The organism is Microbulbifer variabilis (genome assembly GCF_056232115.1).
This window is the reverse complement of sequence record NZ_CP174325.1, coordinates 160308-179298: the sequence shown is the minus strand read 5'-3', so window position 1 is coordinate 179298 and position 18991 is coordinate 160308. Positions and strand designations below refer to the sequence as shown.

General features: G+C 43.2%; 21 protein-coding genes and 3 pseudogenes. 18 read left to right on the top strand and 6 right to left on the bottom strand.

What is annotated here, in order from left to right; translation table 11 throughout:
• Positions 1-83: 83 nt before the first annotated feature.
• Positions 84-1160, top strand: a complete 1077-nt coding sequence (gene aroC / locus ACJJI7_RS00820; RefSeq protein WP_020412736.1) for a chorismate synthase — start codon at positions 84-86, stop codon at positions 1158-1160.
• Between the two features lie 99 nt (positions 1161-1259).
• Here the strand turns inward: aroC and ACJJI7_RS00815 are convergent, their stop codons facing one another.
• Together ACJJI7_RS00815 and ACJJI7_RS00810 are read right to left on the bottom strand one after the other, a co-directional pair.
• Complete coding sequence (locus ACJJI7_RS00815; protein ID WP_282952727.1) at positions 1260-1517, bottom strand: tyrosine-type recombinase/integrase; 258 nt, start codon at positions 1515-1517, stop codon at positions 1260-1262.
• A gap of 12 nt (positions 1518-1529) precedes the next feature.
• Positions 1530-2303, bottom strand: coding sequence for an integron integrase (locus ACJJI7_RS00810; protein WP_444901142.1), 774 nt, complete (start codon positions 2301-2303; stop codon positions 1530-1532).
• Positions 2304-2624: 321 nt separating this feature from the next.
• On the opposite strand from ACJJI7_RS00810, the gene ACJJI7_RS00805 reads away from it, so the two are divergent.
• The 3 genes from ACJJI7_RS00805 to ACJJI7_RS00795 all read left to right on the top strand — a co-directional run bounded on the left by ACJJI7_RS00805 (position 2625) and on the right by ACJJI7_RS00795 (position 4319).
• Positions 2625-2915, top strand: a complete 291-nt coding sequence (locus ACJJI7_RS00805) for a hypothetical protein (RefSeq protein ID WP_444901143.1) — start codon at positions 2625-2627, stop codon at positions 2913-2915.
• 200 nt (positions 2916-3115) lie between these two features.
• Complete coding sequence (locus tag ACJJI7_RS00800) at positions 3116-3547, top strand: hypothetical protein (protein WP_282952730.1); 432 nt, start codon at positions 3116-3118, stop codon at positions 3545-3547.
• Between the two features lie 349 nt (positions 3548-3896).
• On the top strand, positions 3897-4319 hold the full coding sequence (locus tag ACJJI7_RS00795) for a Rap1a/Tai family immunity protein (RefSeq protein ID WP_282952731.1): 423 nt from the start codon (positions 3897-3899) through the stop codon (positions 4317-4319).
• A gap of 370 nt (positions 4320-4689) precedes the next feature.
• On the opposite strand, the pseudogene ACJJI7_RS00790 reads toward ACJJI7_RS00795, so the two are convergent.
• Positions 4690-5631: pseudogene (locus ACJJI7_RS00790) on the bottom strand (IS110 family RNA-guided transposase).
• Between the two features lie 696 nt (positions 5632-6327).
• Between ACJJI7_RS00790 and ACJJI7_RS00785 the strand changes: the two are divergent.
• From ACJJI7_RS00785 to ACJJI7_RS00770, 4 genes are all read left to right on the top strand, one after another.
• The gene (locus ACJJI7_RS00785) at positions 6328-6630 is read left to right on the top strand and encodes a hypothetical protein (RefSeq protein WP_282952733.1); all 303 of its coding nucleotides are present in this window, start codon (positions 6328-6330) and stop codon (positions 6628-6630) included.
• A gap of 113 nt (positions 6631-6743) precedes the next feature.
• Positions 6744-7133: a DUF6678 family protein gene (locus ACJJI7_RS00780; protein ID WP_282952734.1), complete on the top strand. Its 390-nt coding sequence runs from the start codon at positions 6744-6746 to the stop codon at positions 7131-7133.
• Between the two features lie 58 nt (positions 7134-7191).
• Positions 7192-7584: a hypothetical protein gene (locus tag ACJJI7_RS00775; RefSeq protein WP_282952735.1), complete on the top strand. Its 393-nt coding sequence runs from the start codon at positions 7192-7194 to the stop codon at positions 7582-7584.
• 70 nt (positions 7585-7654) lie between these two features.
• Positions 7655-7963 carry an immunity 53 family protein gene (locus ACJJI7_RS00770; RefSeq protein ID WP_282952736.1) on the top strand — a complete coding sequence of 103 codons (309 nt, stop codon included), beginning with the start codon at positions 7655-7657 and terminating at the stop codon, positions 7961-7963.
• Between the two features lie 28 nt (positions 7964-7991).
• Here the strand turns inward: ACJJI7_RS00770 and ACJJI7_RS00765 are convergent.
• Positions 7992-8934, bottom strand: a pseudogene (locus ACJJI7_RS00765) (IS110 family RNA-guided transposase).
• 314 nt (positions 8935-9248) lie between these two features.
• Here ACJJI7_RS00765 and ACJJI7_RS00760 point away from each other — a divergent pair.
• From ACJJI7_RS00760 to ACJJI7_RS00715, 10 genes and pseudogenes are all read left to right on the top strand, one after another.
• Entirely contained in the window at positions 9249-9503 is a 255-nt protein-coding gene (locus ACJJI7_RS00760) for a hypothetical protein (RefSeq protein ID WP_282952737.1), read from the top strand.
• A 77-nt stretch (positions 9504-9580) separates the two neighbouring features.
• Positions 9581-9934, top strand: a complete 354-nt coding sequence (locus tag ACJJI7_RS00755) for a hypothetical protein (RefSeq protein ID WP_282952738.1) — start codon at positions 9581-9583, stop codon at positions 9932-9934.
• Positions 9935-10029: 95 nt separating this feature from the next.
• Positions 10030-10320, top strand: coding sequence for a hypothetical protein (locus tag ACJJI7_RS00750; protein ID WP_282952739.1), 291 nt, complete (start codon positions 10030-10032; stop codon positions 10318-10320).
• A gap of 104 nt (positions 10321-10424) precedes the next feature.
• Positions 10425-10841: a DUF6896 domain-containing protein gene (locus ACJJI7_RS00745; RefSeq protein ID WP_282952740.1), complete on the top strand. Its 417-nt coding sequence runs from the start codon at positions 10425-10427 to the stop codon at positions 10839-10841.
• Between the two features lie 97 nt (positions 10842-10938).
• The gene (locus ACJJI7_RS00740; protein ID WP_282952741.1) at positions 10939-11247 is read left to right on the top strand and encodes a transposase; all 309 of its coding nucleotides are present in this window, start codon (positions 10939-10941) and stop codon (positions 11245-11247) included.
• Positions 11248-11288: 41 nt separating this feature from the next.
• Positions 11289-12131, top strand: a complete 843-nt coding sequence (locus ACJJI7_RS00735) for an IS3 family transposase (protein WP_475717127.1) — start codon at positions 11289-11291, stop codon at positions 12129-12131.
• Positions 12132-12226: 95 nt separating this feature from the next.
• Positions 12227-13412 (top strand): annotated as a pseudogene (locus ACJJI7_RS00730) (IS3 family transposase).
• 167 nt (positions 13413-13579) lie between these two features.
• Positions 13580-14362, top strand: coding sequence for a glutathione S-transferase family protein (locus tag ACJJI7_RS00725; protein ID WP_282952742.1), 783 nt, complete (start codon positions 13580-13582; stop codon positions 14360-14362).
• Between the two features lie 198 nt (positions 14363-14560).
• Positions 14561-14917 (top strand): hypothetical protein, encoded by a 357-nt coding sequence (locus ACJJI7_RS00720; RefSeq protein WP_020411084.1) that lies wholly within the window; start codon positions 14561-14563, stop codon positions 14915-14917.
• A gap of 523 nt (positions 14918-15440) precedes the next feature.
• A complete protein-coding gene (locus ACJJI7_RS00715; protein WP_282952743.1) occupies positions 15441-16373 on the top strand; it encodes a hypothetical protein in 933 nt (310 codons plus the stop codon).
• 337 nt (positions 16374-16710) lie between these two features.
• Here the strand turns inward: ACJJI7_RS00715 and ACJJI7_RS00710 are convergent, their stop codons facing one another.
• Positions 16711-17259: a histidine phosphatase family protein gene (locus ACJJI7_RS00710; RefSeq protein WP_020411081.1), complete on the bottom strand. Its 549-nt coding sequence runs from the start codon at positions 17257-17259 to the stop codon at positions 16711-16713.
• A gap of 11 nt (positions 17260-17270) precedes the next feature.
• Entirely contained in the window at positions 17271-18842 is a 1572-nt protein-coding gene (locus ACJJI7_RS00705) for a carboxylesterase/lipase family protein (protein WP_020411080.1), read from the bottom strand.
• Between the last annotated feature and the right edge of the window lie 149 nt (positions 18843-18991).

Genomic DNA, 18991 nt, shown 5'->3' with positions numbered 1-18991 from the left:
TGGGCCCCGGGGTTCCTTTATAATGTGCGGCTTCACTTGAGGCCAACTCCTGTTTAACCACCTACTAGCTGGAAAAGTCGTCTATGTCGGGCAATACCTTTGGCAAGTTGTTTTGTGTCACCACCTTTGGCGAAAGCCATGGGCCCGCCCTGGGCTGTATTGTTGATGGCTGCCCTCCGGGCCTGGAGATTAGCGAAGAGGAGATTCAGTTAGAGCTGGATCGCCGCAAGCCCGGTACTTCCCGTTATACCACCCAGCGCCGCGAGCCTGACCAGGTAAAAATACTCTCCGGTGTTTTCGAGGGGAAAACCACCGGCACGCCCATTGGCCTATTAATTGAAAATACCGATCAGCGCTCCAAGGACTACAGTAATATCGCCGAGCAGGTAAGACCGGCCCATGCCGATTTCACCTACTGGCAGAAATACGGCATTCGTGATTACCGTGGGGGTGGCCGTTCTTCCGCCAGGGAAACTGCTATGCGGGTTGCCGCCGGGGCCATCGCCAAAAAATGGCTGAAGCAAAAATACGGCATTGAAGTGCGAGGCTACCTCTCTCAACTGGGCCCGATTAAGGTACAAAAACTGGATTGGGAGCAAGTGGAACTTAATCCCTTTTTCTGCCCGGATGCAGAGCGAGTTCCTGAAATGGAAGCCTATATGCAAGACCTGATCAAAGAGGGAAATTCCATTGGTGCGCGCATCTCAGTGCACGCCAGCGGTGTACCAGCTGGCTTGGGTGAGCCTATTTTTGACCGCCTGGATGCAGACCTTGCCCACGGCCTGATGAGTATTAATGCGGTAAAAGGCGTGGAAATTGGAGCGGGCTTTGACTGCGTGGAGCAGAAAGGCACCGAGCACCGGGATGAAATCACCCCAGAGGATGGCTTCCTATCGAATAATGCTGGTGGCGTGCTAGGGGGCATTTCCAGTGGTCAGGATATAATTGCCCATATCGCTCTAAAACCAACTTCTAGCCTGCGTATTCCAGGGCGCAGTGTCGACCGGTCTGGCAACCCTATTGAAGTAGTTACCAAGGGCCGCCACGATCCCTGTGTGGGAATACGTGCGACACCTATTGCGGAAGCCATGATGGCTCTTACACTTATCGACCATGCCCTGCGCCATCGCGCACAAAATGGTGATGTAACACCTGGGTAGTTCGAGCGCTCCTGATCTTTAGCTATAGGGATACCGCAAGAGCCGGTATCCATTGCCTTAGCCGTTAACATACAGTAAAGAAATTAAGGAGCCTCTAATTTAACCCAAGGCCCCATTAAAATAGTTAGCTCCAGTCTCCTTAATTTTATTAATACTACGAAGGCGGTCTGAGGGGCTTAATACGCCTTTGTTACCACGATTCACTACATGGGTGTAAATTTCAGTAGTGTTAATGTCAGAATGCCCCAATAATTCCTGGATAGTGCGTAAATCGTAACCAGCTTCGAGTAAATGTGTGGCAAAGCTATGCCGGAATGCGTGGCAGCGTGCCGGTTTGTTGATTCCCGCCTTTCTCACAGCACTATTTACTTAGCGCGTCAATGTGGATGAGTGTATATGGTGTCTTCGGTATATGCCTGAACGGGGACATTTACTGATAGTGTTAGCAGGAAACAGGTATTGCCAAGCAAGTTGTTTGGCGGCTCTGGGGTATTTGCGATCGAGTGCATCCGGCAGATAAACTAAACCGTAGCCGGTCAGTAAATCCTGCTGATGAAGAAGAGATACATATTTAACTTGACGTTGTAGATCTTGGATTATTCCCTGTGGAAGAAGGGTAGTTCGATCCTTATTTCCTTTTCCACCGCGGACAAAAATATTATTGCTACTAAAGTCCACATCTTTTATTCGGAGAGATAGTAATTCGGCACTACGAAGCCCTGAGCCATACATCAGCTCAATCTGTAATCTGAAGACCCCCTGTAAATGACTAAGAACCGTAGCCACTTCTTCATGACTGTAAACAACAGGCAGCCGCCGTTGCCTCTTGGCAATCGTAAAATCCAAGTCTGGGATGTCCTTACCTAAGAACTGCTTGTAGAGATAAGCAATAGCATTCAATGCCACTCTTTGAGTATTGGATGCGCGGAGATCATGAACAGCGAGATGGGTAAGGAAAGTCTCAACTTCAGCCGGCCCCATACCGGCAGGATGCTTCAATCGATTAAAGTGAATAAACCGCTTTATCCAGTGCGTGTAAGTTTGCTCTGTTCGGTACGATAGTCCCTGCTTGCGAATATGCTGACGTAAAATATCCATAAAACGTTCTGGTTTAGGGGGTAGCTTAGGGCAAATATCATCCATGACAATTTCTTTAAGCTGTTTTTTTATACAGTGTTTGGTGTTTTTCGGGATTGTCAATACCTAAGATCAAAAGCAGCTCCACATAACCACAGTAATATGAGCGTTAACTTATTGATTTTGAATGATTTACATCTGTGATCAAAAGCAACAAAATATGATGCAGCTGCAATATATCCACTTGAGGTATTACTATGTCATTGACGGCCAACTCCTTGATTTATAAATATCTTTCCTGGCTTTGGTAATTTCTTATTTTGGGATATATTGGCAGATAATATAATGCAGCTGCTTTTGAATACACTGTTAAATGTCAGGTCCACCATGAGCGATTTAAAAGAGATCTACTGTGACCTCAATGCAAGAATGACAGAGAACGGTTACTCTCTGGAGCGTCGTGGCAGCGTCAATGACCTCGAGAGAGTAGGTTTGACATTAGAATTAGCTCTGGGTATGAAATTTAGGTTTTATATGGATGATCTCGACAAACATGGGAAGCCTGACGACATAATGTTCGAAGGTATAGTCATCCATGATAGTGAGTTTGGGTATTTAGCTAAACAGCAAAGTGAGGTTTTTTGGCGCAGTGATATATCCGACTTCGAAAACATTTAACAAGTCAAAGCAGCAAGGGCCTTCGGCCGGGACGCACTTTCAGTGCGCCCCTGTTTGAGGCGTTAGTGGTAAGCAAGAATGAGATTTCAGTGCCCACATTGCAAAAATTTTGGAGTCAATGCTTTTTCAAAGATTGGGGCGCATTCACTTGGTCCTGCACGATGTTCAAGCTGCTGTTACCACAGCGTTGAGCCAACACAGTGGCAAAAAGCAAAAAAGGCTTTGTGGGCAATAACTGGCCTATCTGCGTTTATTTCAGTGTTTATGGTAAGTGTACTACCGCTTCTTATCTGTTTTTCCGCGAGCGTTATACTCTCTCTATTCACACTATTTACGGTAAAGCTTCAACCAATTACAAACGCAGAAGTACACAATGGCCAGCTAAAGTTTTTAGTCGTGGTGCTCGCAGTGTTAGGGTTAGCGATTTACGGATACATCTTACAGTGATTGCCACTAACAAGCGCAAGCAGGTTGCTCCGGCCCTTGGGGCCTCCGCGGGACGCCCAACGCAGTGCAAATTTTGTGCAGGTCGCTGCGCTCCCAGTTTCACACAAAATGTGCACAGCATTGGTCGCCCCTGTTGCGGGCGTTATTGTGGCGGTCATTTTGTAGGTAGTTTGAAGTTGCTGTAAGCACCAATCTCTTCCTGAGCACATTTCTCCAGAGAGTTTTCCTGCAAGTTGGCACCGCAGCTCCGTTCAAGTGCCTTCGTTTAAAGCCAACAAGTTCTGCAAGCTAGCTGCAGCATTGTGGAATGCCAGTCAGTTAGTTAACCGGTGGGGAAAGTATGGTATTTTTCCCAGTAAATTTATCGAGCAGTGGCCAGCCAATGTTGGCTGGCAAAGAGCAAGTAGGTTGTTCTGTGCGCGCCAGCTATAACCAGGCCAGGCAAGATCGCCCAGCCGGAGGCTGGGCTGGACAGCCTACGCTTTGCTCCGGCTGCCCTTGCTGGCAACGTTCTGTTCGGTTGAGAGTTCTGATATGAGATTTAAGAATGTATTTTTAGCTTCGGTACTTATTTTAATGTCTCATAGCTTAATTGCTGCTGGTAACTTCGATACTTTAGTCAACGGATGTAAGGCTTACAGCTCGATTTATTTATTGAAGTCTAGGGTTCCAAATGAGGCAGATTTGATTGGTGTAGGATTTTGTTTCGGCTTTATCTCAGGCATCGTGGAAGGAGTAGATTTTTTTGATGGTAACTCTGACAATCCTCTGACCTGTCTTCCTGAGAAAGATATTTCAAATAAAGAGATGGTTAGTGTGGTTGTCGAATACATCAACAATAACCCTGAAACTGTTACTAGGTATCGTGAAAGTGGTGTCGCAGGTGTTGCTGATTTAGTCCGAAAAGCATTTTACACTAAGTACCCATGTGCAAGTAGCACAGAACAAGGCAATTAACTCAGACCTCCGCTGCTGTGCAGCTCCGGCCGGTTATTGCGAGCGTTAAGTGTTAGTCATGTCAGAACAAGAGATGGCATTTTTACTGGTTGCTCTAGTTTGTTTTTTATGTGTCGTAATATATTCTCACAAAAAGACCAGCAAACCATGTGAACAGTGTGGTGGGAAAATGAGTCTTGTAAAGATTAGAGATCCAGCTGGCAATAATATAAAGCCAAAAATTACTCTGTCATTTTATGTGGGGCCAAGAAGGTACGAAGAAACTTGGAAGTGCAAAAATTGTGGGGTGTCAAAGATTATAAAGTACTGGGGGAGCTAGCAAGTGCTTTCCGCAACACTTAACAAGTGACTATGGTTCTTCGTCAAGCTTTTAAGCCATATTCTCATCCCAATATGTGTTGTTTTTTACCATCGTATTCAGAATGGTAAGTTGCTTTCTCATACAGGCAATGAGGGCCACTTTTTTAGGTTTGCCAGCGTCGATTAAGCGTTTATACATTGGCTTTAATTTAGGGTGGCACTGGATCGCCGACATTATGGAAACAAACAGGACCGTGCGCACACGATGCCGTCCACCACGAATATAGCGTTTACCTTGAAAGTTCCCACTATCTCGGTTCATAGGGGCGATACCAACAAGTGCAGCAATCTCTTTTCGGTTCAGTTTCCCCAATTCAGGTAATTCGCTCATCAGGGTGTAGGCCAATACATTTCCTACCCCTTTAGCGCTTAACAATAGGTCACGTTTTTGTCGCCATTCGGCAATACTGCTGACGAGTTTATCCAGCTGCTTATCGATTCCTTCTAACTCTTTTTTGATGGTTTTCAATATGGCTTGAATAGGTTTGTGTACAGATTTAGGCATTCGCTTGAGACGGTTCTTTTGCATTGTACTCATCTCCAAGCACTGGCTTCTTACAACGAGTAAGTCATTGATATTCCTTAATTTTTCAGGTTTTAACGACGATAACCTTGGCTTCATTGCCTCTCCAAAGTGAGCAATGTCGACAGCATCCAGCTTGTCAGTTTTGGCGAGTCGCCCCGCTGACTTTGCAAAGTTTCTTACCTGCGAAGGATTGCAAACAACTATCGACACCCCCGCTTTGTGGGCAGAACAGACAAACTCCAGTTCAAGCCTTCCGGTGGACTCGATAAGTACTCTTTTGGGTTTAAGGGGTTGCAGTCGTTTAATGGCGTCCTTAATACCATCTTTATCATTGGTAACACTAAAGAATTGGCCAGTTGGTCTCACAAAAATATCGAGCTATTTGCTGCTAGTATCGATACCGACATTGATCTCTTGAGGTTCCATAAGATAAGCTATCTCCGCCTTGCTATTCGGGCTCGAGGCCCACATGACTATTCGAGTTATGCCTAATGAGTGTCTGTCACGTTCCTACTTGTTAGCGGTCTTTATGAACCAGCGCAGCAACGAACTGCGGCAAACAAGGCCTTCGGTGGCCGCCGAAGGTGGGTCTCAATTTACCCGTTAGGGAAAAGGATTTTCAACATCAGAACCGGGCAAGAACAACCATACAAGCACAAGCAGGTTGCAACGGGCCTTTGGCCCTTCGCGGAAGGCCTACGCTGCGCTCTAGCCGCCCCTGTTGTAGTCGTTATTGTGGCGGTTAATTTTCAGATAGTTTGTAGTTGCTGCAAGTACCAATCTCTACCTGAACACTCTCCCCAGAGAGTTTTCCTGCAAACTGTCACCGCAGTTTCGTTCAAGTGCCTTCGTTTTAAGTCAATTAGCATTACAAGTCAGTTACACCATTGTGGAGTGCCAATCAGATAGTTAATTGGTGGGTAAAGTATGGTATTTTTCCCAGTAAATTTATCGGGCAGTGGCCAGCCGAAGATGGCTGGCAGAGAGCATGTAGGCGGTTCAGAGCGCGCCAGCTATAACCAAGCCAGGCAAGATCGCCCAGCCGGAGGTTGGGCTGGACGGCCTACGCTAAGCTTCGGCTGACCTTGCTGGCAACGTTATGTGTAAAGTAGGGAAGTACTAATGAGTATAGACAAAGAAAATATTCCAGACTTTTCTGGTAAATGTATTTCAATGTGTTTGGCCGACTCGGAATGCAGTCATGATTTGGACAATCCACGCTTTGAATATCAAGGTGGAAAACTATTTATTGTTGGTAAGATTCCAGTTGGATGCAGTGAGTCAGGTTGGGATGCTGGTCATGTTGGCGCAGTTGAATGGGCGCAAGTTATAAGCTATGTGCTTTTCGATGATTTTGAAGCGTATACAAAAGCAGTAAAAGTGTCTGAGTTGTATAACGAAAATAGTAACGAGAAAAACACATAACAAGTTACTGCATCCGACCACCTACACTACGCTCCCTTTGTGCTGTACGCTACGCTATCACAAAGGCGGCTCCATTCCGGTGGCGGCTGAGTAAGGTGTTATACGAGTTTTCAATGAACGAAATCCCTTCTAGAGTCATACATCAAAGACAGCTTGTTTCTGTAATGAACAAGACTAAGTGGAGAGAGTTGTGTTCATCGTTCGCTGGCCAAGGTGATGCATCTCCAGAAGTGAGATACAAGCTGATATACGAAGATAAAATACTTGGTTTTAGCAAGGTATGGTGGGATGAACTTTTTGATGATTCCGTCGCGATAGAATGGATAGATTTCGACCCATATGAACATGAATTCAGAGGTTGTTTAGTATCTGACAAGGATGCTGATATAAGTAGTGGAATACTTGAAGTACTCCATAAGTTTAATATTCCTTACTCTATTGAAGGTAAATACTATAGGGTATGGGGTTACATTAATGCGGATTCTAATCCAGAGTTCGTATAACAAGGGCCCGCAATCTGACCTCCGGCAGTTGAGGTCGGCGTTATAATTCAGGATAGAAATGAGCACCTTACAAGAAGTCTGCGATAAGCTATTAAATAATGCTGATTTAACTTTATCAGTTGATGGTTTGAGCGGCGTAGTAAAATTGGAGTTTTATCCAGCAGCATTCGATGGTGTTATTACGCTATATTGCGCTGATTATTCAAGACTAAACTATAGAAAGTCAGCAGATGACGAAGATGCAATATTCGTAGGTGAAGTAAACGTTACCATAAAAGAAGATATTGCCAGTGTAGCAAGGCTATATAAGGAAGACGGATGGCAATCTTACAGCCAAGAGTTGCTCAATCCGGTAGCTCATATAGAGGTTGAAGGCGGAGCTATGCTTAGCATCGTGTGTGAAAAGCTTAGCTGGCAAAAAAGCAATGGTGAAATTCAAATTGTACTGTAGAAAAGTTATAACAAGCAAAGGCGGCCGACGCAAAAATGCGCGGCTGCTTTGAGCGTTAAGCATCAAAAACATGGAAGCTCTCAAAGAACTTGAAGAATGGTATTTTTCTCAGTGCAATGAGGACTGGGAACATACCTATGGCATTGAAATCGGTACTCTTGATAATCCAGGCTGGTTTCTAAAAGTAGACATCACCGATACAGATATAGAAGAAAAGAAATATGAAGGTTTTTCCTACGGTGTAGGTGATGATGCCGAAGCGAGTGGGAACGACTGGATTATTACAAAACTAGAAGGCGGTAAGTTTGTTGGCTATGGCGGCCCTCACAAACTAAGCGAGCTGATAAAGCTCTTTCTAAAGTGGGTAAAAAATGCTTAACAAGTGACTATGGTTCTTCGTCAAGCTTTTAAGCCATATTCTCATCCCAATATGTGTTATTTTTTACCATCGTATTCAGAATGGTAAGTTGCTTTCTCATACAGGCAATGAGGGCCACTTTTTTAGGTTTGCCAGCGTCGATTAAGCGTTTATACATTGGCTTTAATTTAGGGTGGCACTGGATCGCCGACATTATGGAAACAAACAGGACCGTGCGCACACGATGCCGTCCACCACGAATATAGCGTTTACCTTGAAAGTTCCCACTATCTCGGTTCATAGGGGCGATACCAACAAGTACAGCAATCTCTTTTCGGTTCAGTTTCCCCAATTCAGGTAATTCGCTCATCAGGGTGTAGGCCAATACATTTCCTACCCCTTTAGCGCTTAACAATAGGTCACGTTTTTGTCGCCATTCGGCAATACTGCTGACGAGTTTATCCAGCTGCTTATCGATTCCTTCTAACTCTTTTTTGATGGTTTTCAATATGGCTTGAATAGGTTTGTGTACAGATTTAGGCATTCGCTTGAGACGGTTCTTTTGCATTGTACTCATCTCCAAGCACTGGCTTCTTACAACGAGTAAGTCACTGATATTCCTTAATTTTTCAGGTTTTAACGACGATAACCTTGGCTTCATTGCCTCTCCAAAGTGAGCAATGTCGACAGCATCCAGCTTGTCAGTTTTGGCGAGTCAGCTCCGCTGACTTTGCAAAGTTTCTTACCTGCGAAGGATTGTAAACAACTATCGGCACCCCCGCTTTGTGGGCAGAACAGACAAACTCCAGTTCAAGCCTTCCGGTGGACTCGATAAGTACTCTTTTGGGTTTAAGGGGTTGCAGTCGTTTAATGGCGTCCTTAATACCATCTTTATCATTGGTAACACTAAAGAATTGGCCAGTTGGTCTCACAAAAATATCGAGCTGTTTGCTGCTAGTATCGATACCGACATTGATCTCTTGAGGTTCCATAAGATAAGCTATCTCCGCCTTGCTATTCGGGCTCGAGGCCCACATGACTATTCGAGTTATGCCTAATGAGTGTCTGTCACGTTCCTACTTGTTAGCGGTCTTTATGAACCAGCGCAGCAACGAACTGCGGCAAACAAGGCCTTCGGTGGCCGCCGAAGGTGGGTCTCAATTTACCCGTTAGGGAAAAGGTTTTTCAACATCAGAACCGGGCAAGAACAACCATACAAGCCGTAGCAATCGGTCCCGTTGGTCGCTGGGACAGCCAAAACGCTACGCTTTTTTGTCTGCCCCTGTGCGGGGCGTTAAATTTCATCATGGTTATATTCGCAGTTACAAGAAGTGGCTACACAGAATTAGAGCAAATAATTAGATCGGCGCTGTATCCAGTATGGGTGGGCGATGGCGTGCTGAATGAGCAGGAGATAGATTCGCTACGATCAAGCGATATCGACCTGACTAACTTCAACTATGCAATAGATCCTAGCGATGATAGCGCGTTAGATGAAGCACTAGCCACGATTGCAGAGCACCATCCAAATGAACGGGTTTGGCTAGAGTGCCTACCCTAAATTTAACAAGGCGTGCAAGCGGGACAAAGTGTTGCGCATTTCTCCCCTTCGCTTGGCGTTAGGGCTCAAGGTAAACAATGATTGAACTACCCGAATTTGACACAGGGCTGTATGAGGGATGTGAATTACACATGCTTAATGGGGGAGCCTTATTGAAGGTAAATATCGCTGAGAAGCCGAGCTTTTCAATCTGCTTCAACAAGGTCCGGTGGCATCAATTTACTGTGCTACCTAATTGCAGTGCAGAAATGATAGAAAGCTCTTATTTCAAGCTAAGCGAGCTAAAAAATTCAGAAAAACTATCCAGCTTCCTAGCTAGCGATACTGCAACTGTAAAAGCATATAAAGAGCTTCATCATTTCAGAATATTTTTGGATGAGACAGGATGCCATGAGTTTATAGCGGAGTCTGCCCATGCTGAAAAGCCCTAACAATCACTTCAACTTCGCTCCCTTCTGTCGCCGGACGCTCCTTTCGTCGCGCCGGTTAAGTGGTCGTTAGAAGTCTTAAACACGTAGAGCTAAAAATGTATTCGAAAAAGGTAATTCTATTAGCGGCAAAAGCTGCGTTTTTAAGCATCGCGTGGCCGGTTGTGGTGATTGGTGTGCTCTCGCTCTTTGCTATGAGTAAAATGTCACTACTTGAAAAATCAGTCTTCCTGCTCGGATTTCAAGTATTAGCTTGGTTATTGTTCTTTGGCGCATGCATACTATTTCATCGCCGTAGAATGCGAGTTTCGGCGTTCAAAGATTCTTTTCTTTCAAAAGGAGATAAAGAACGCGGCCAAGAGCTGGGTACATATTTGGAGGGGTGGTAGTGTACCCAACTTCTAACAATCACAGGCAGTTTGCGTCGGCCTCTGCGGGACGGTCTACGCTACGCTTCGGCCGCCCCCGCTGTGGGCGTTATGAGTCTTAGATAATGGATTTCGAGCTAAAGAGAATTATAGAGAAATTTAATGTTGCTCAAGAAAAGGCTGTGGCCGTACTTGAGTCGAATTTCGAGTGCCAACGTCCGCAATCCAGCCACGATTTTATTCTTCGATGTGTTACCGCTATTCGAAAAGCTAACTATGAGAAGGACGGCTACAAGATAAGACCGCACGGTATCGGTATGGAAGTGAATATCGATGGAACTAAGATAGGCTTTGATTTTGGAATGAATGGAGAATTTAACGGATTTGATGCTTGGCAATTATCAGAGTTTGTCCGGTCTAATAAAATCAAGTCTGACTTGAAGTCAGAAGACGACTTCAAGAGTGCTATAGAAAAGGCAGTCAAAGACGATGAAATCGTCAAATCAACAGGCATGGGCAGTATATTTTATGTCAACTCATAACAAGTGCCACCATGTTCAGCACACTTCGTGTGGTTGGACCTTCCCGAAATCTTCCCCCATTGAGTAGACGCCTACCTTTTGAATAGGGTAGGAAAAAATGCCGAAAATACTGAGTGAAGAGCGGGTTGTTGAATATTCAACAGAGTTCAAAGTTAGAGTGGTAGCTCTCACTAATCAACTGAAAGTAGATACGACTACAATCGCCAACATTATTGGTTTGCATCCAGTAATGGTGTATAGATGGCGACAGGAAAGTAGAGAAGGCAAGCTGGTCGAGAAGCCCAGTCGTAGAATAAGTATGACCAAGACAACGAAAACTCAGTCTCAAACTGATGATAAAGAGATAAGACGTCTAAAAAAGCAGGTTGAGAAATTGCAAAAGGAGAATGATTTCCTAAAAAAGTAGGAAATGTACCTGAAAGATCCAAAGTCGAAAGATTCTCGTTCATAGCTCTTAATCGATCAGACTTTGGTGTCAGGTACTTATGTAGATACTTGAATGTTTCACCCCAAGGGTTTTATAAGTGGCTCAACCGTGATGAGAGCACTCGAGACATAGAAAATAGGCGAATTCTAGGGTGTATCGAAGCTATCTATGCGCAGCATGATGGTAATTATGGAAGTCCAAGAATTAGCGCAGAGCTGAAAGCTAATGGTGAACGAATAAATCACAAACGCGTTGAATGCCTTATGAGAGAGGCTGGAATCGTGGGGAAAGCTGGAAGGATCTATCGTCGACGCCCTTTGCTTGGAAATCCTTGCATTAAGGTTGAAAATTTACAAAGAGAGCATGGTATGCCGAGTAAACCAGACTCTCAATGGGCTGGTGATGTAACCTATCTGAAGATCAATGGGCAATGGCAATATTTAGCTGTGATTATTGATCTTTACTCTCGGAAAGTGTTGGGTTGGGAATTGTCGGATACTCGAACTGTTGAACTAATACTGTCAGCGCTAAATAAAGCTGTCCGTCTCAGAAATATTGAATCAGATCTAATATTTCACAGCGACCGAGGGTCTGAGTACGGTGCTTATGCATACCAAAACCGACTCAAGGAACTGGGTATTGAGCTGAGCATGAACCGTCCAGGATGTATGAATGATAATGTGTATGTAGAATCATTTTTTCAAACACTGAAAACTGAGAGTTTTAAAGGATTTAATTTCGAGTCCGTTAAGGAGCTAAGAGCTAACTTAGCTTGGTATCTTGATAGGTACTATAACTTTAAAAGAAGACATGGTTCACTTGGGTTCAAAAGCCCAGATGAATATGAAAGAATGGCCGCATAAGATGAATATAAGGTGGCGTCTACTTTAAGGGGGGAGGCTTCCAATGATCTTGCCCCGTTTTAACGGACACCAAAGTCAAACAGACGAGGTGTCTTATGCCAAAATACAACAAACCTAGAAAGACTTGGCAGTATTCAAACGAATTCAAAGTGAAAGCGGTAATGCTTAGCTTGATAGAGGGCATTCAAGTTAAGGAAGTGGCTGAAACTCTCGACATTCACCCTTTCATGCTGTCACGATGGCGAAAAGAGTTTCAGGAAGGGAAGATTGTGGCAGATAAACGAAGAAAGCTTACTGATGTAGTCTCTAGAACAGAAAAGGAACTTTCTAGGGTAAAGCGTTTAGAGGCGGAGAATCGTAAATTAAAGTAGGAGCTTGATTTGCTAAAAAAGTGGCAACGGTTTCTTGCAGAGGAACATCAGCAAGATATCGATTTATCCAGAGGTTCGGATCAGCATTAGGTATCAAAAGAACTTGTTAGTGGCTAGGAGTATCGCGCAGTGGCTATTATTATTGGCTGAAGAGGCCGCGATCGCACCGAAAACACCAAGATGATGATCTAAAAGTTCAGAGATTCAAAAGATTTCGGATGACTCTGCAGGGCGCTATGGTAGTCCAAGAATTTGGAAAGCCCTGCTGACTAAGGGCTATGAAGTTAGCCGTAAGCGCGTAGCCCGGCTGATGCAGGAATTAGGAGTCGTAGCCAGAGTTACGAGAGTGACACGTAGGGCACCAGGAATAATGCGTTTCCTAGCCTCTGGGGAGAATCTTAGACCGGAAGGAGCTGTGCCTAAAAGCAAGAATCAAGTTTGGGTTGCTGACATAACTTACCTTAAGGTTAAGGGTCAATGGCAGTACTTGTCAGTGGTGATAGATTTGTATTCTCGCCGAGTAATCGGTTGGAGTTTAGACACGAAGAGAGCAACAGAATTAACCCGAAAAACCCTGATGAATGCTGGAAGGAAAAGAGGATCACAACCAGGATTAATATTACACACGGACAGAGGTGTAGAGAACAGAGGGTCCGAGTATCAAAAAGAGTTGGGAAGATATGGAATCCAGCATAGCTTGAGTAGAGCGGGTAAATATACGGATAATGCTCATATGGAGTCGTTCTTCCATAGCTTAAAAGCTGAACTGATTAGAGAAACTAGCTTCCAGACAATGAGCCATTTAAAGTATGCTCTGGCTCGATATATTAATGATTTTTACAACCGTAAGCAGCTGCATTCAGCTTTAGGCTATCAATCACCAATAGAATATGAGCGAATAGCAGTATGAAAAGTAGTGTGTCCGTTTTATCGGGGCAAGATCACCTTTCACTCAAATTGCTGGTAGAATTACGTGCTAAGTCCGCAGGCCACTGTGGCCGGCGTTAATTCTACTGACACCTTGGCTCACTCTTTTTTAAACGAGCTGTTAAACCACTGGTATAGAAGGAGCTAATTATGGAAAGCATGGAATTCAATACCCCAAAAGTCGTGCTCTACACTTTCGCTACCAGTCCATACGGTCTTAAAGTCCAAGCTTTTCTCGCTTTTAAAAAGATCGCTTACGAAATTGTCTATGTATCTCCGTTTAATATGAGGGAAACACTTCCGATGGGGCATACCGTGCCTGTTTTGACAATTGATGGTGAAAGCAAAAATGATTCACAAGAAATAGCTCATTGGCTAGATGAACGCTTCCCTCAGCGTCCCCTGTACCCTGTAGACGGTGATCCGTGCATTAACGAACTTGATGATTGGGTCCAGCATTGCATGATTCCTGCAAATTTTAGGTTTGTGCGACCGGCTTTATCGCTAGCACTTCCTGTGCAGCTGATCAACGCTTGGCGCCTCGGTTGTGCCATGAATCGCACGGTACCAGATAACGCAATCGGCGCATGGCGTTTTGTATGGCCTCTAGTCCTTCGGTGGGCTCCTTTTGTCCGCAGGGAAGCTGAAAATGCTCCAGGAAACAGCATAATGGCTGCTGCACGTCATGTCGGTGCACGTTTGAGTAAAGAGCTTGAGAGAGGTCCTTTTATGTGTAATCGTAGTGAAGTGAGTGTTGCAGACCTCTCTGTCTATGCGCTCCTTGCTTTTGGTTATGAGGCTGGGCTTACAGGAGGAGACGGACTTTTCCGTCGTAGTCGCATACGAGAATGGGCACTACGTGTGCAGGGTGAACTCGACCCTTCATTGCCTTTGGTTCCAAGCCAGATTCAAGCTAGGAAGCTAGGAAGCTGATTGCAACCTTTTTAATATCTGCCCTCCCTCTAAGGGTTTGTATGGAGGGTAACTACCAGTCTTCTATCTCGAAAGAAATATGAGATGTCCCTACAAATTAGATACTGGGAAATTAACAAGTTAATCCGGGCGGGCACAAAAATCTCCAGTTTTTATTCCGCTGTTTAAAGCGTTAAGTACCTAGAGTATGGGGTAGCAATGCCACGGAAAGTTGGATTCATTCATCTGCTGTTTGCTATTTTCACGTTAGCCTATTGCGTGTTTGCTGTTGTGAGTGGCAAGGTATCTGTCTATAAACGAGCTGGTCTCTCAGAAACAATCAGTATTGATGTTGAACCAGAACGGTTTTGGGGTGTCGTGTTACTTTATGTAGGTATGGCAGTAATTATGGTTATACTAAGTATAAAAAAGTACTTTCCCAAAAAACTCTATGAACTTATTGATTTTGGTATACATTCTAAACTATCTATTTTACAAGTTATATTTTTAATCAGCTTTACAGCTTTAACGTACAGCACCATTTTTTGGTTGGCTGGGGTGTTGGCAAATACTTAACAAGCGACTATGGTTGCTCGTCAAGTTTTTAAGCCATACTTGCATCCCAGTAAGTGTTAATTTTCACCATCGTATTCAGGATCGTAATCTGCTTTCTCATGTAGGCAATCAGGGCGATCTTCTTAGATTTACCAGTGTCGACTAATCGCTTATACATCGGCTTTAGTTTGGGATGATGTTGTATGGCCGACATACTGGAAGCAAACCGAACCGTACATATTCAATTTGCAATTTATGAGTTAGGAAATTTTCTGGTTTAAAAGATTTTTATCATGGATTAGCTGAAGTAAAATCTTCCAACGCTGTTGGGAAGTGAAGATGTGTGAATGTATAGAAATCCATATCAGAATTTTATTCAATAAGGATGGACAACGACTTTCACTTTGGAAGATTCTGCAAGTATTCGATTGCTGCTTATATTTAGTATGGAGTAGATGGAAAATTTATGGTTAGATTGTTTGACTGATTTCGGATAAAGTTGGCTGATTATCAGTGTGAAGACTAAGCAAGGAGGTATTAGTTCATGGATTTAGATATCCCCACATTCATTTCTTCTTTAGGCGTTTCTTCACTCACTGCTATATGGTTGACTAAGTCACTAGTTGCTCATAGATTGGAAAAGGATCTTCAGAAATATAAAAATGAGCTAGATAGATCTTTAAGTGATTTTAAGAGTGTGCAAGATGGCCTAATTAGAAAGGATGTAGAAGTATACCTGAAGGAGAATGAAGCTGATATAAGATACAATTTTGAGGCGAGGGCCAGGTTGTATCAAGCTATTGGTCCCCTTAAGTTCCAGCTTCTTCTGGCTGCCCGTGATTTTAAAGCCAGAGTTACGAATATTCCGAAAAAACCCTATAAAATTGATTTGAATGGCCATTATGGAAAAAGCACCATTTACAGGCTAGCAAGACTGCTCTGTTTGTCAGAGCTGATAGAGAGTAAAGTTGCTTATGCTGATTTTGCTGTAGATGAGTCTTCTGTTAAGTTGCTTGAGTTCAAAAAATCGCTATTTCTGATGTTGTCCGGTTCAAAAATAACTAGTCATCACCCAAATGCTAATTGGAAAGTACAAAAGGAGCATATTTTCTTTGATACCTTATCAAGTATAGGAAATGCGCTTACCATTAATGAAGGCGAGTCAGTAGCGAGGTGTATGTCTTTTTCAGAGTTTACAGATGCCCTAAAAGGATATAATTTTGTTGAGAAAATTTCTCCCCTTGTTAATGTTATGTCTGGGCTATGTCTTAGAGGAACTCCAATCCTCTGGGTTAGGCTTTCTTGTGTTGCAGTGCTCTGTAATGAATTAATAGAAAGTTTGGGACGATCAGTCGGGTTTAAATATAAACCTCTTGATCTCAGTGCTCTTATTAGAGAAAGTAATGATGATTTCGTTCAGCGTAAAGCTGATAAATATGTTGAGCTATGTAATGAAACTATGAGTGAAGGTCTTTAGGGGGTATCAACACTCCCAATAAGGTACAGATTTATATTTCCATTTATAAGTTTGCTCCCTTCGCTGAAGGGGATGTGGCGGTGCAAATATCAAACACTATCCTCTATAGTTGCTGTGAGCTGCCAACTGCTTATTATACTTTATTTGGTTTTTGTCGCAGAAAATTAATAAGATGGATAGATCATTTTTTATAATTTGAATTGAATATTTATTGTGTTCTTGGTTGCTGATGGTGATTGTTCATAGGCACAGACTGTAAAACTATCCTGTTCTACTTGATTCAATAGAATTTAACTTATTATCAGAGAGTTTAGCATCCTGACCTAAATAGCGTATGCTAAAGAATTTGGCTGTCTTTCTCTTTTCCCAAGCTTACTAAATATAACTGATTATTTTTAATAGTTAGTTCAGTTATTGACGTATACTCTGGTCGAAACTGTTGAATTTTTTGGCTTTTATTAATATAGGCAACGATTGAATTTATTACCATAAAATGACAAAAAACTATAGTATCTTCAGTAATGCTAAATAAATATCTCTGAATTCCATTGCGCCACTCTTTTTGCTGTTTATCATTTATAGTCCATTCTTTATTCAGAAGAGAGCGTATCCATGGTAGGCGTTGACTTGATAGAATACCTTCGGGTGTTGGTATCTCAGTAACTAAGTTGACCACTTCTATTGAAGCGCCCCATATTCTTGCTAGGGGTTCTGCTGTCTGCTTGGCTCGCAGCTTAGGGCTGCTCGTGATTTTTAATCTTCCTTGAATAGCAAGTTTTTGAGCTAACTCTTCAGCTTGTATAAATCCTAACTTGGTGAGGGGTGGATCAAGGATATTATCTCCTTTAGCTGCCTCACCATGTCGTGCAAGTAAAATTCTGGGCATGTTATTTGGGATTATAGATACTGGTTTAATACTTCATCTGGTATATTTTGCCATAATGATAGCAGTTCTGCTGTATTGAAATTCGTGAAATGTGGATGATTACCGATACGCTGGCTTTGCTTTCCTGTAAATATTGGCCAGTTGTTTCCCGGGTTGCCACATTCAGCGAAGTTCAGCCAGGCTTCTTGCATACTTTTACTTAAGGTGTGCGGGGCTGGCTCATCGCGATATAATTCCTGTAAAGACGCTTCACCATGAGTACCAAATAGATAGGCTAGTTCTGCAGCATGACACGCACCCAAAAAGGGCTGTGCCGCTAATGGTTGGGCGAAATGATAATGGAAACTTTGTCCTTTATGTTGGGTTAGATACCTAAGCCCTGGTAGGGTAAAAACCATATCGGTCAACATCAAATTCCAGGTTTTACTCCATTCTGGCCAGGGATTGTTTTTAATAGATAAAGCCTGCTGGTAATAGTAATCAATAATAGGTTTTAGTGTGCTCTCAGGTAGCAGCCATTCTAACTTTTTGCAGATTGAGTGATAATTCAGTGTGAAAGTTTCAGGGTTTGTAACACTAAATAGATTCCACTCTTCTAGATTACTGCCAAGAAGAATTGGATGGGCTGTATTAGTTTTAATATTTACTAAAGACGGTCGTCTTTTTCTTAATAAGCTTTCGTCTAGCACCGGCTTAAATGGAAGTTGCCCCCAGTTTTGTGTCATGCGTGGATCTTTAAGAATTTCGCTTTGTGCCTGAAGAAGTAACTTTGTAGAGCATTTGTGTATTGGTATTCCACCACTTATGTTATTAAGATGCTCGATGAATGCTGCTGCCATGTTATTGGCTCTGGAAATCGAATGAGCAGCCCTTGGGTGGCCACTTTGTACAATCGCTCGAGAGTATAAATTATGATATTCAGTTACCTCTAATAGAGAGATGATGCTCATTGCGCCGGCAGATTCACCAAAAAGAGTGATATTGTTAGGATCTCCGCCAAAGGCTGCAATGTTATCTCTCACCCATTTGAGCGCTGCTATTTGATCCAATAGACCTTCGTTGCCAGTAGATGGGATTTCAGAGATGTCCTTTAAACGTAGAAAGCCTAGAGCGCCAAGACGATAATTGAATGTCACAATTATTGCTCTACCGCTTGAGGCAAGATGGCACCCATTATATATATCTTGGCAGCTTGACCCCATATAGAAAGCTCCACCATGAATCCAGAGCATTACAGGTAGCTTTCTTCCTTGGTTTATAGGTGGCGAGAAAATATTTAGATAAAGACATTCTTCTCTATCAGGAATCTCTCCATTTTTTCCCCGGACCTGCATCAGGTTTGAGGGATTTTGTGCAGCTGGCGTTCCAAATTGCGCTGCATCAAATGGCACACTCCAATTTGGCATTGGTTCGGGTGCTTTCCAGCGGAGCTCGTTAATTGGGGGACGAGCATAGGGTATACCTAGAAATTTATAGGTTCTTGTAGCTTCGTCTACTTTGCCAATAATCGGTCCAGCGGGTGTATCAATGACAGGTGTTGACCTCTTATTTGTGAGCTTTCTAATACTTGGGTCCGTTGTCATGAGTAGTTTTTCCTACTGTATTTCTCTCTAACGTTGCACTTATTTAGTCGGCGTTATTCTTCAGACTTTCCTTGAAATCATTTTAATTTACGTCCATACAAAAAGAGTGTGTGGAAAAAATTTGGCACAGTTATTTTCCGGAGGGATCC

Excerpts from the sequence above, each read along its gene's own strand:
- ACJJI7_RS00750 (WP_282952739.1), top strand. The coding sequence starts at position 10,030 with ATGTATTCGAAAAAGGTAATTCTATTAGCGGCAAAAGCTGCGTTTTTA.
- ACJJI7_RS00745 (WP_282952740.1), top strand. The coding sequence starts at position 10,425 with ATGGATTTCGAGCTAAAGAGAATTATAGAGAAATTTAATGTTGCTCAA.
- aroC (WP_020412736.1), top strand. The coding sequence starts at position 84 with ATGTCGGGCAATACCTTTGGCAAGTTGTTTTGTGTCACCACCTTTGGC.
- ACJJI7_RS00760 (WP_282952737.1), top strand. The coding sequence starts at position 9,249 with ATGGTTATATTCGCAGTTACAAGAAGTGGCTACACAGAATTAGAGCAA.
- ACJJI7_RS00795 (WP_282952731.1), top strand. The coding sequence starts at position 3,897 with ATGAGATTTAAGAATGTATTTTTAGCTTCGGTACTTATTTTAATGTCT.
- ACJJI7_RS00715 (WP_282952743.1), top strand. The coding sequence starts at position 15,441 with ATGGATTTAGATATCCCCACATTCATTTCTTCTTTAGGCGTTTCTTCA.
- ACJJI7_RS00805 (WP_444901143.1), top strand. The coding sequence starts at position 2,625 with ATGAGCGATTTAAAAGAGATCTACTGTGACCTCAATGCAAGAATGACA.
- ACJJI7_RS00720 (WP_020411084.1), top strand. The coding sequence starts at position 14,561 with ATGCCACGGAAAGTTGGATTCATTCATCTGCTGTTTGCTATTTTCACG.
- ACJJI7_RS00710 (WP_020411081.1), bottom strand. The coding sequence starts at position 17,259 with ATGCCCAGAATTTTACTTGCACGACATGGTGAGGCAGCTAAAGGAGAT.
- ACJJI7_RS00725 (WP_282952742.1), top strand. The coding sequence starts at position 13,580 with ATGGAAAGCATGGAATTCAATACCCCAAAAGTCGTGCTCTACACTTTC.
- ACJJI7_RS00780 (WP_282952734.1), top strand. The coding sequence starts at position 6,744 with ATGAACGAAATCCCTTCTAGAGTCATACATCAAAGACAGCTTGTTTCT.
- ACJJI7_RS00755 (WP_282952738.1), top strand. The coding sequence starts at position 9,581 with ATGATTGAACTACCCGAATTTGACACAGGGCTGTATGAGGGATGTGAA.
- ACJJI7_RS00785 (WP_282952733.1), top strand. The coding sequence starts at position 6,328 with ATGAGTATAGACAAAGAAAATATTCCAGACTTTTCTGGTAAATGTATT.
- ACJJI7_RS00740 (WP_282952741.1), top strand. The coding sequence starts at position 10,939 with ATGCCGAAAATACTGAGTGAAGAGCGGGTTGTTGAATATTCAACAGAG.
- ACJJI7_RS00810 (WP_444901142.1), bottom strand. The coding sequence starts at position 2,303 with ATGGATGATATTTGCCCTAAGCTACCCCCTAAACCAGAACGTTTTATG.
- ACJJI7_RS00775 (WP_282952735.1), top strand. The coding sequence starts at position 7,192 with ATGAGCACCTTACAAGAAGTCTGCGATAAGCTATTAAATAATGCTGAT.
- ACJJI7_RS00770 (WP_282952736.1), top strand. The coding sequence starts at position 7,655 with ATGGAAGCTCTCAAAGAACTTGAAGAATGGTATTTTTCTCAGTGCAAT.
- ACJJI7_RS00705 (WP_020411080.1), bottom strand. The coding sequence starts at position 18,842 with ATGACAACGGACCCAAGTATTAGAAAGCTCACAAATAAGAGGTCAACA.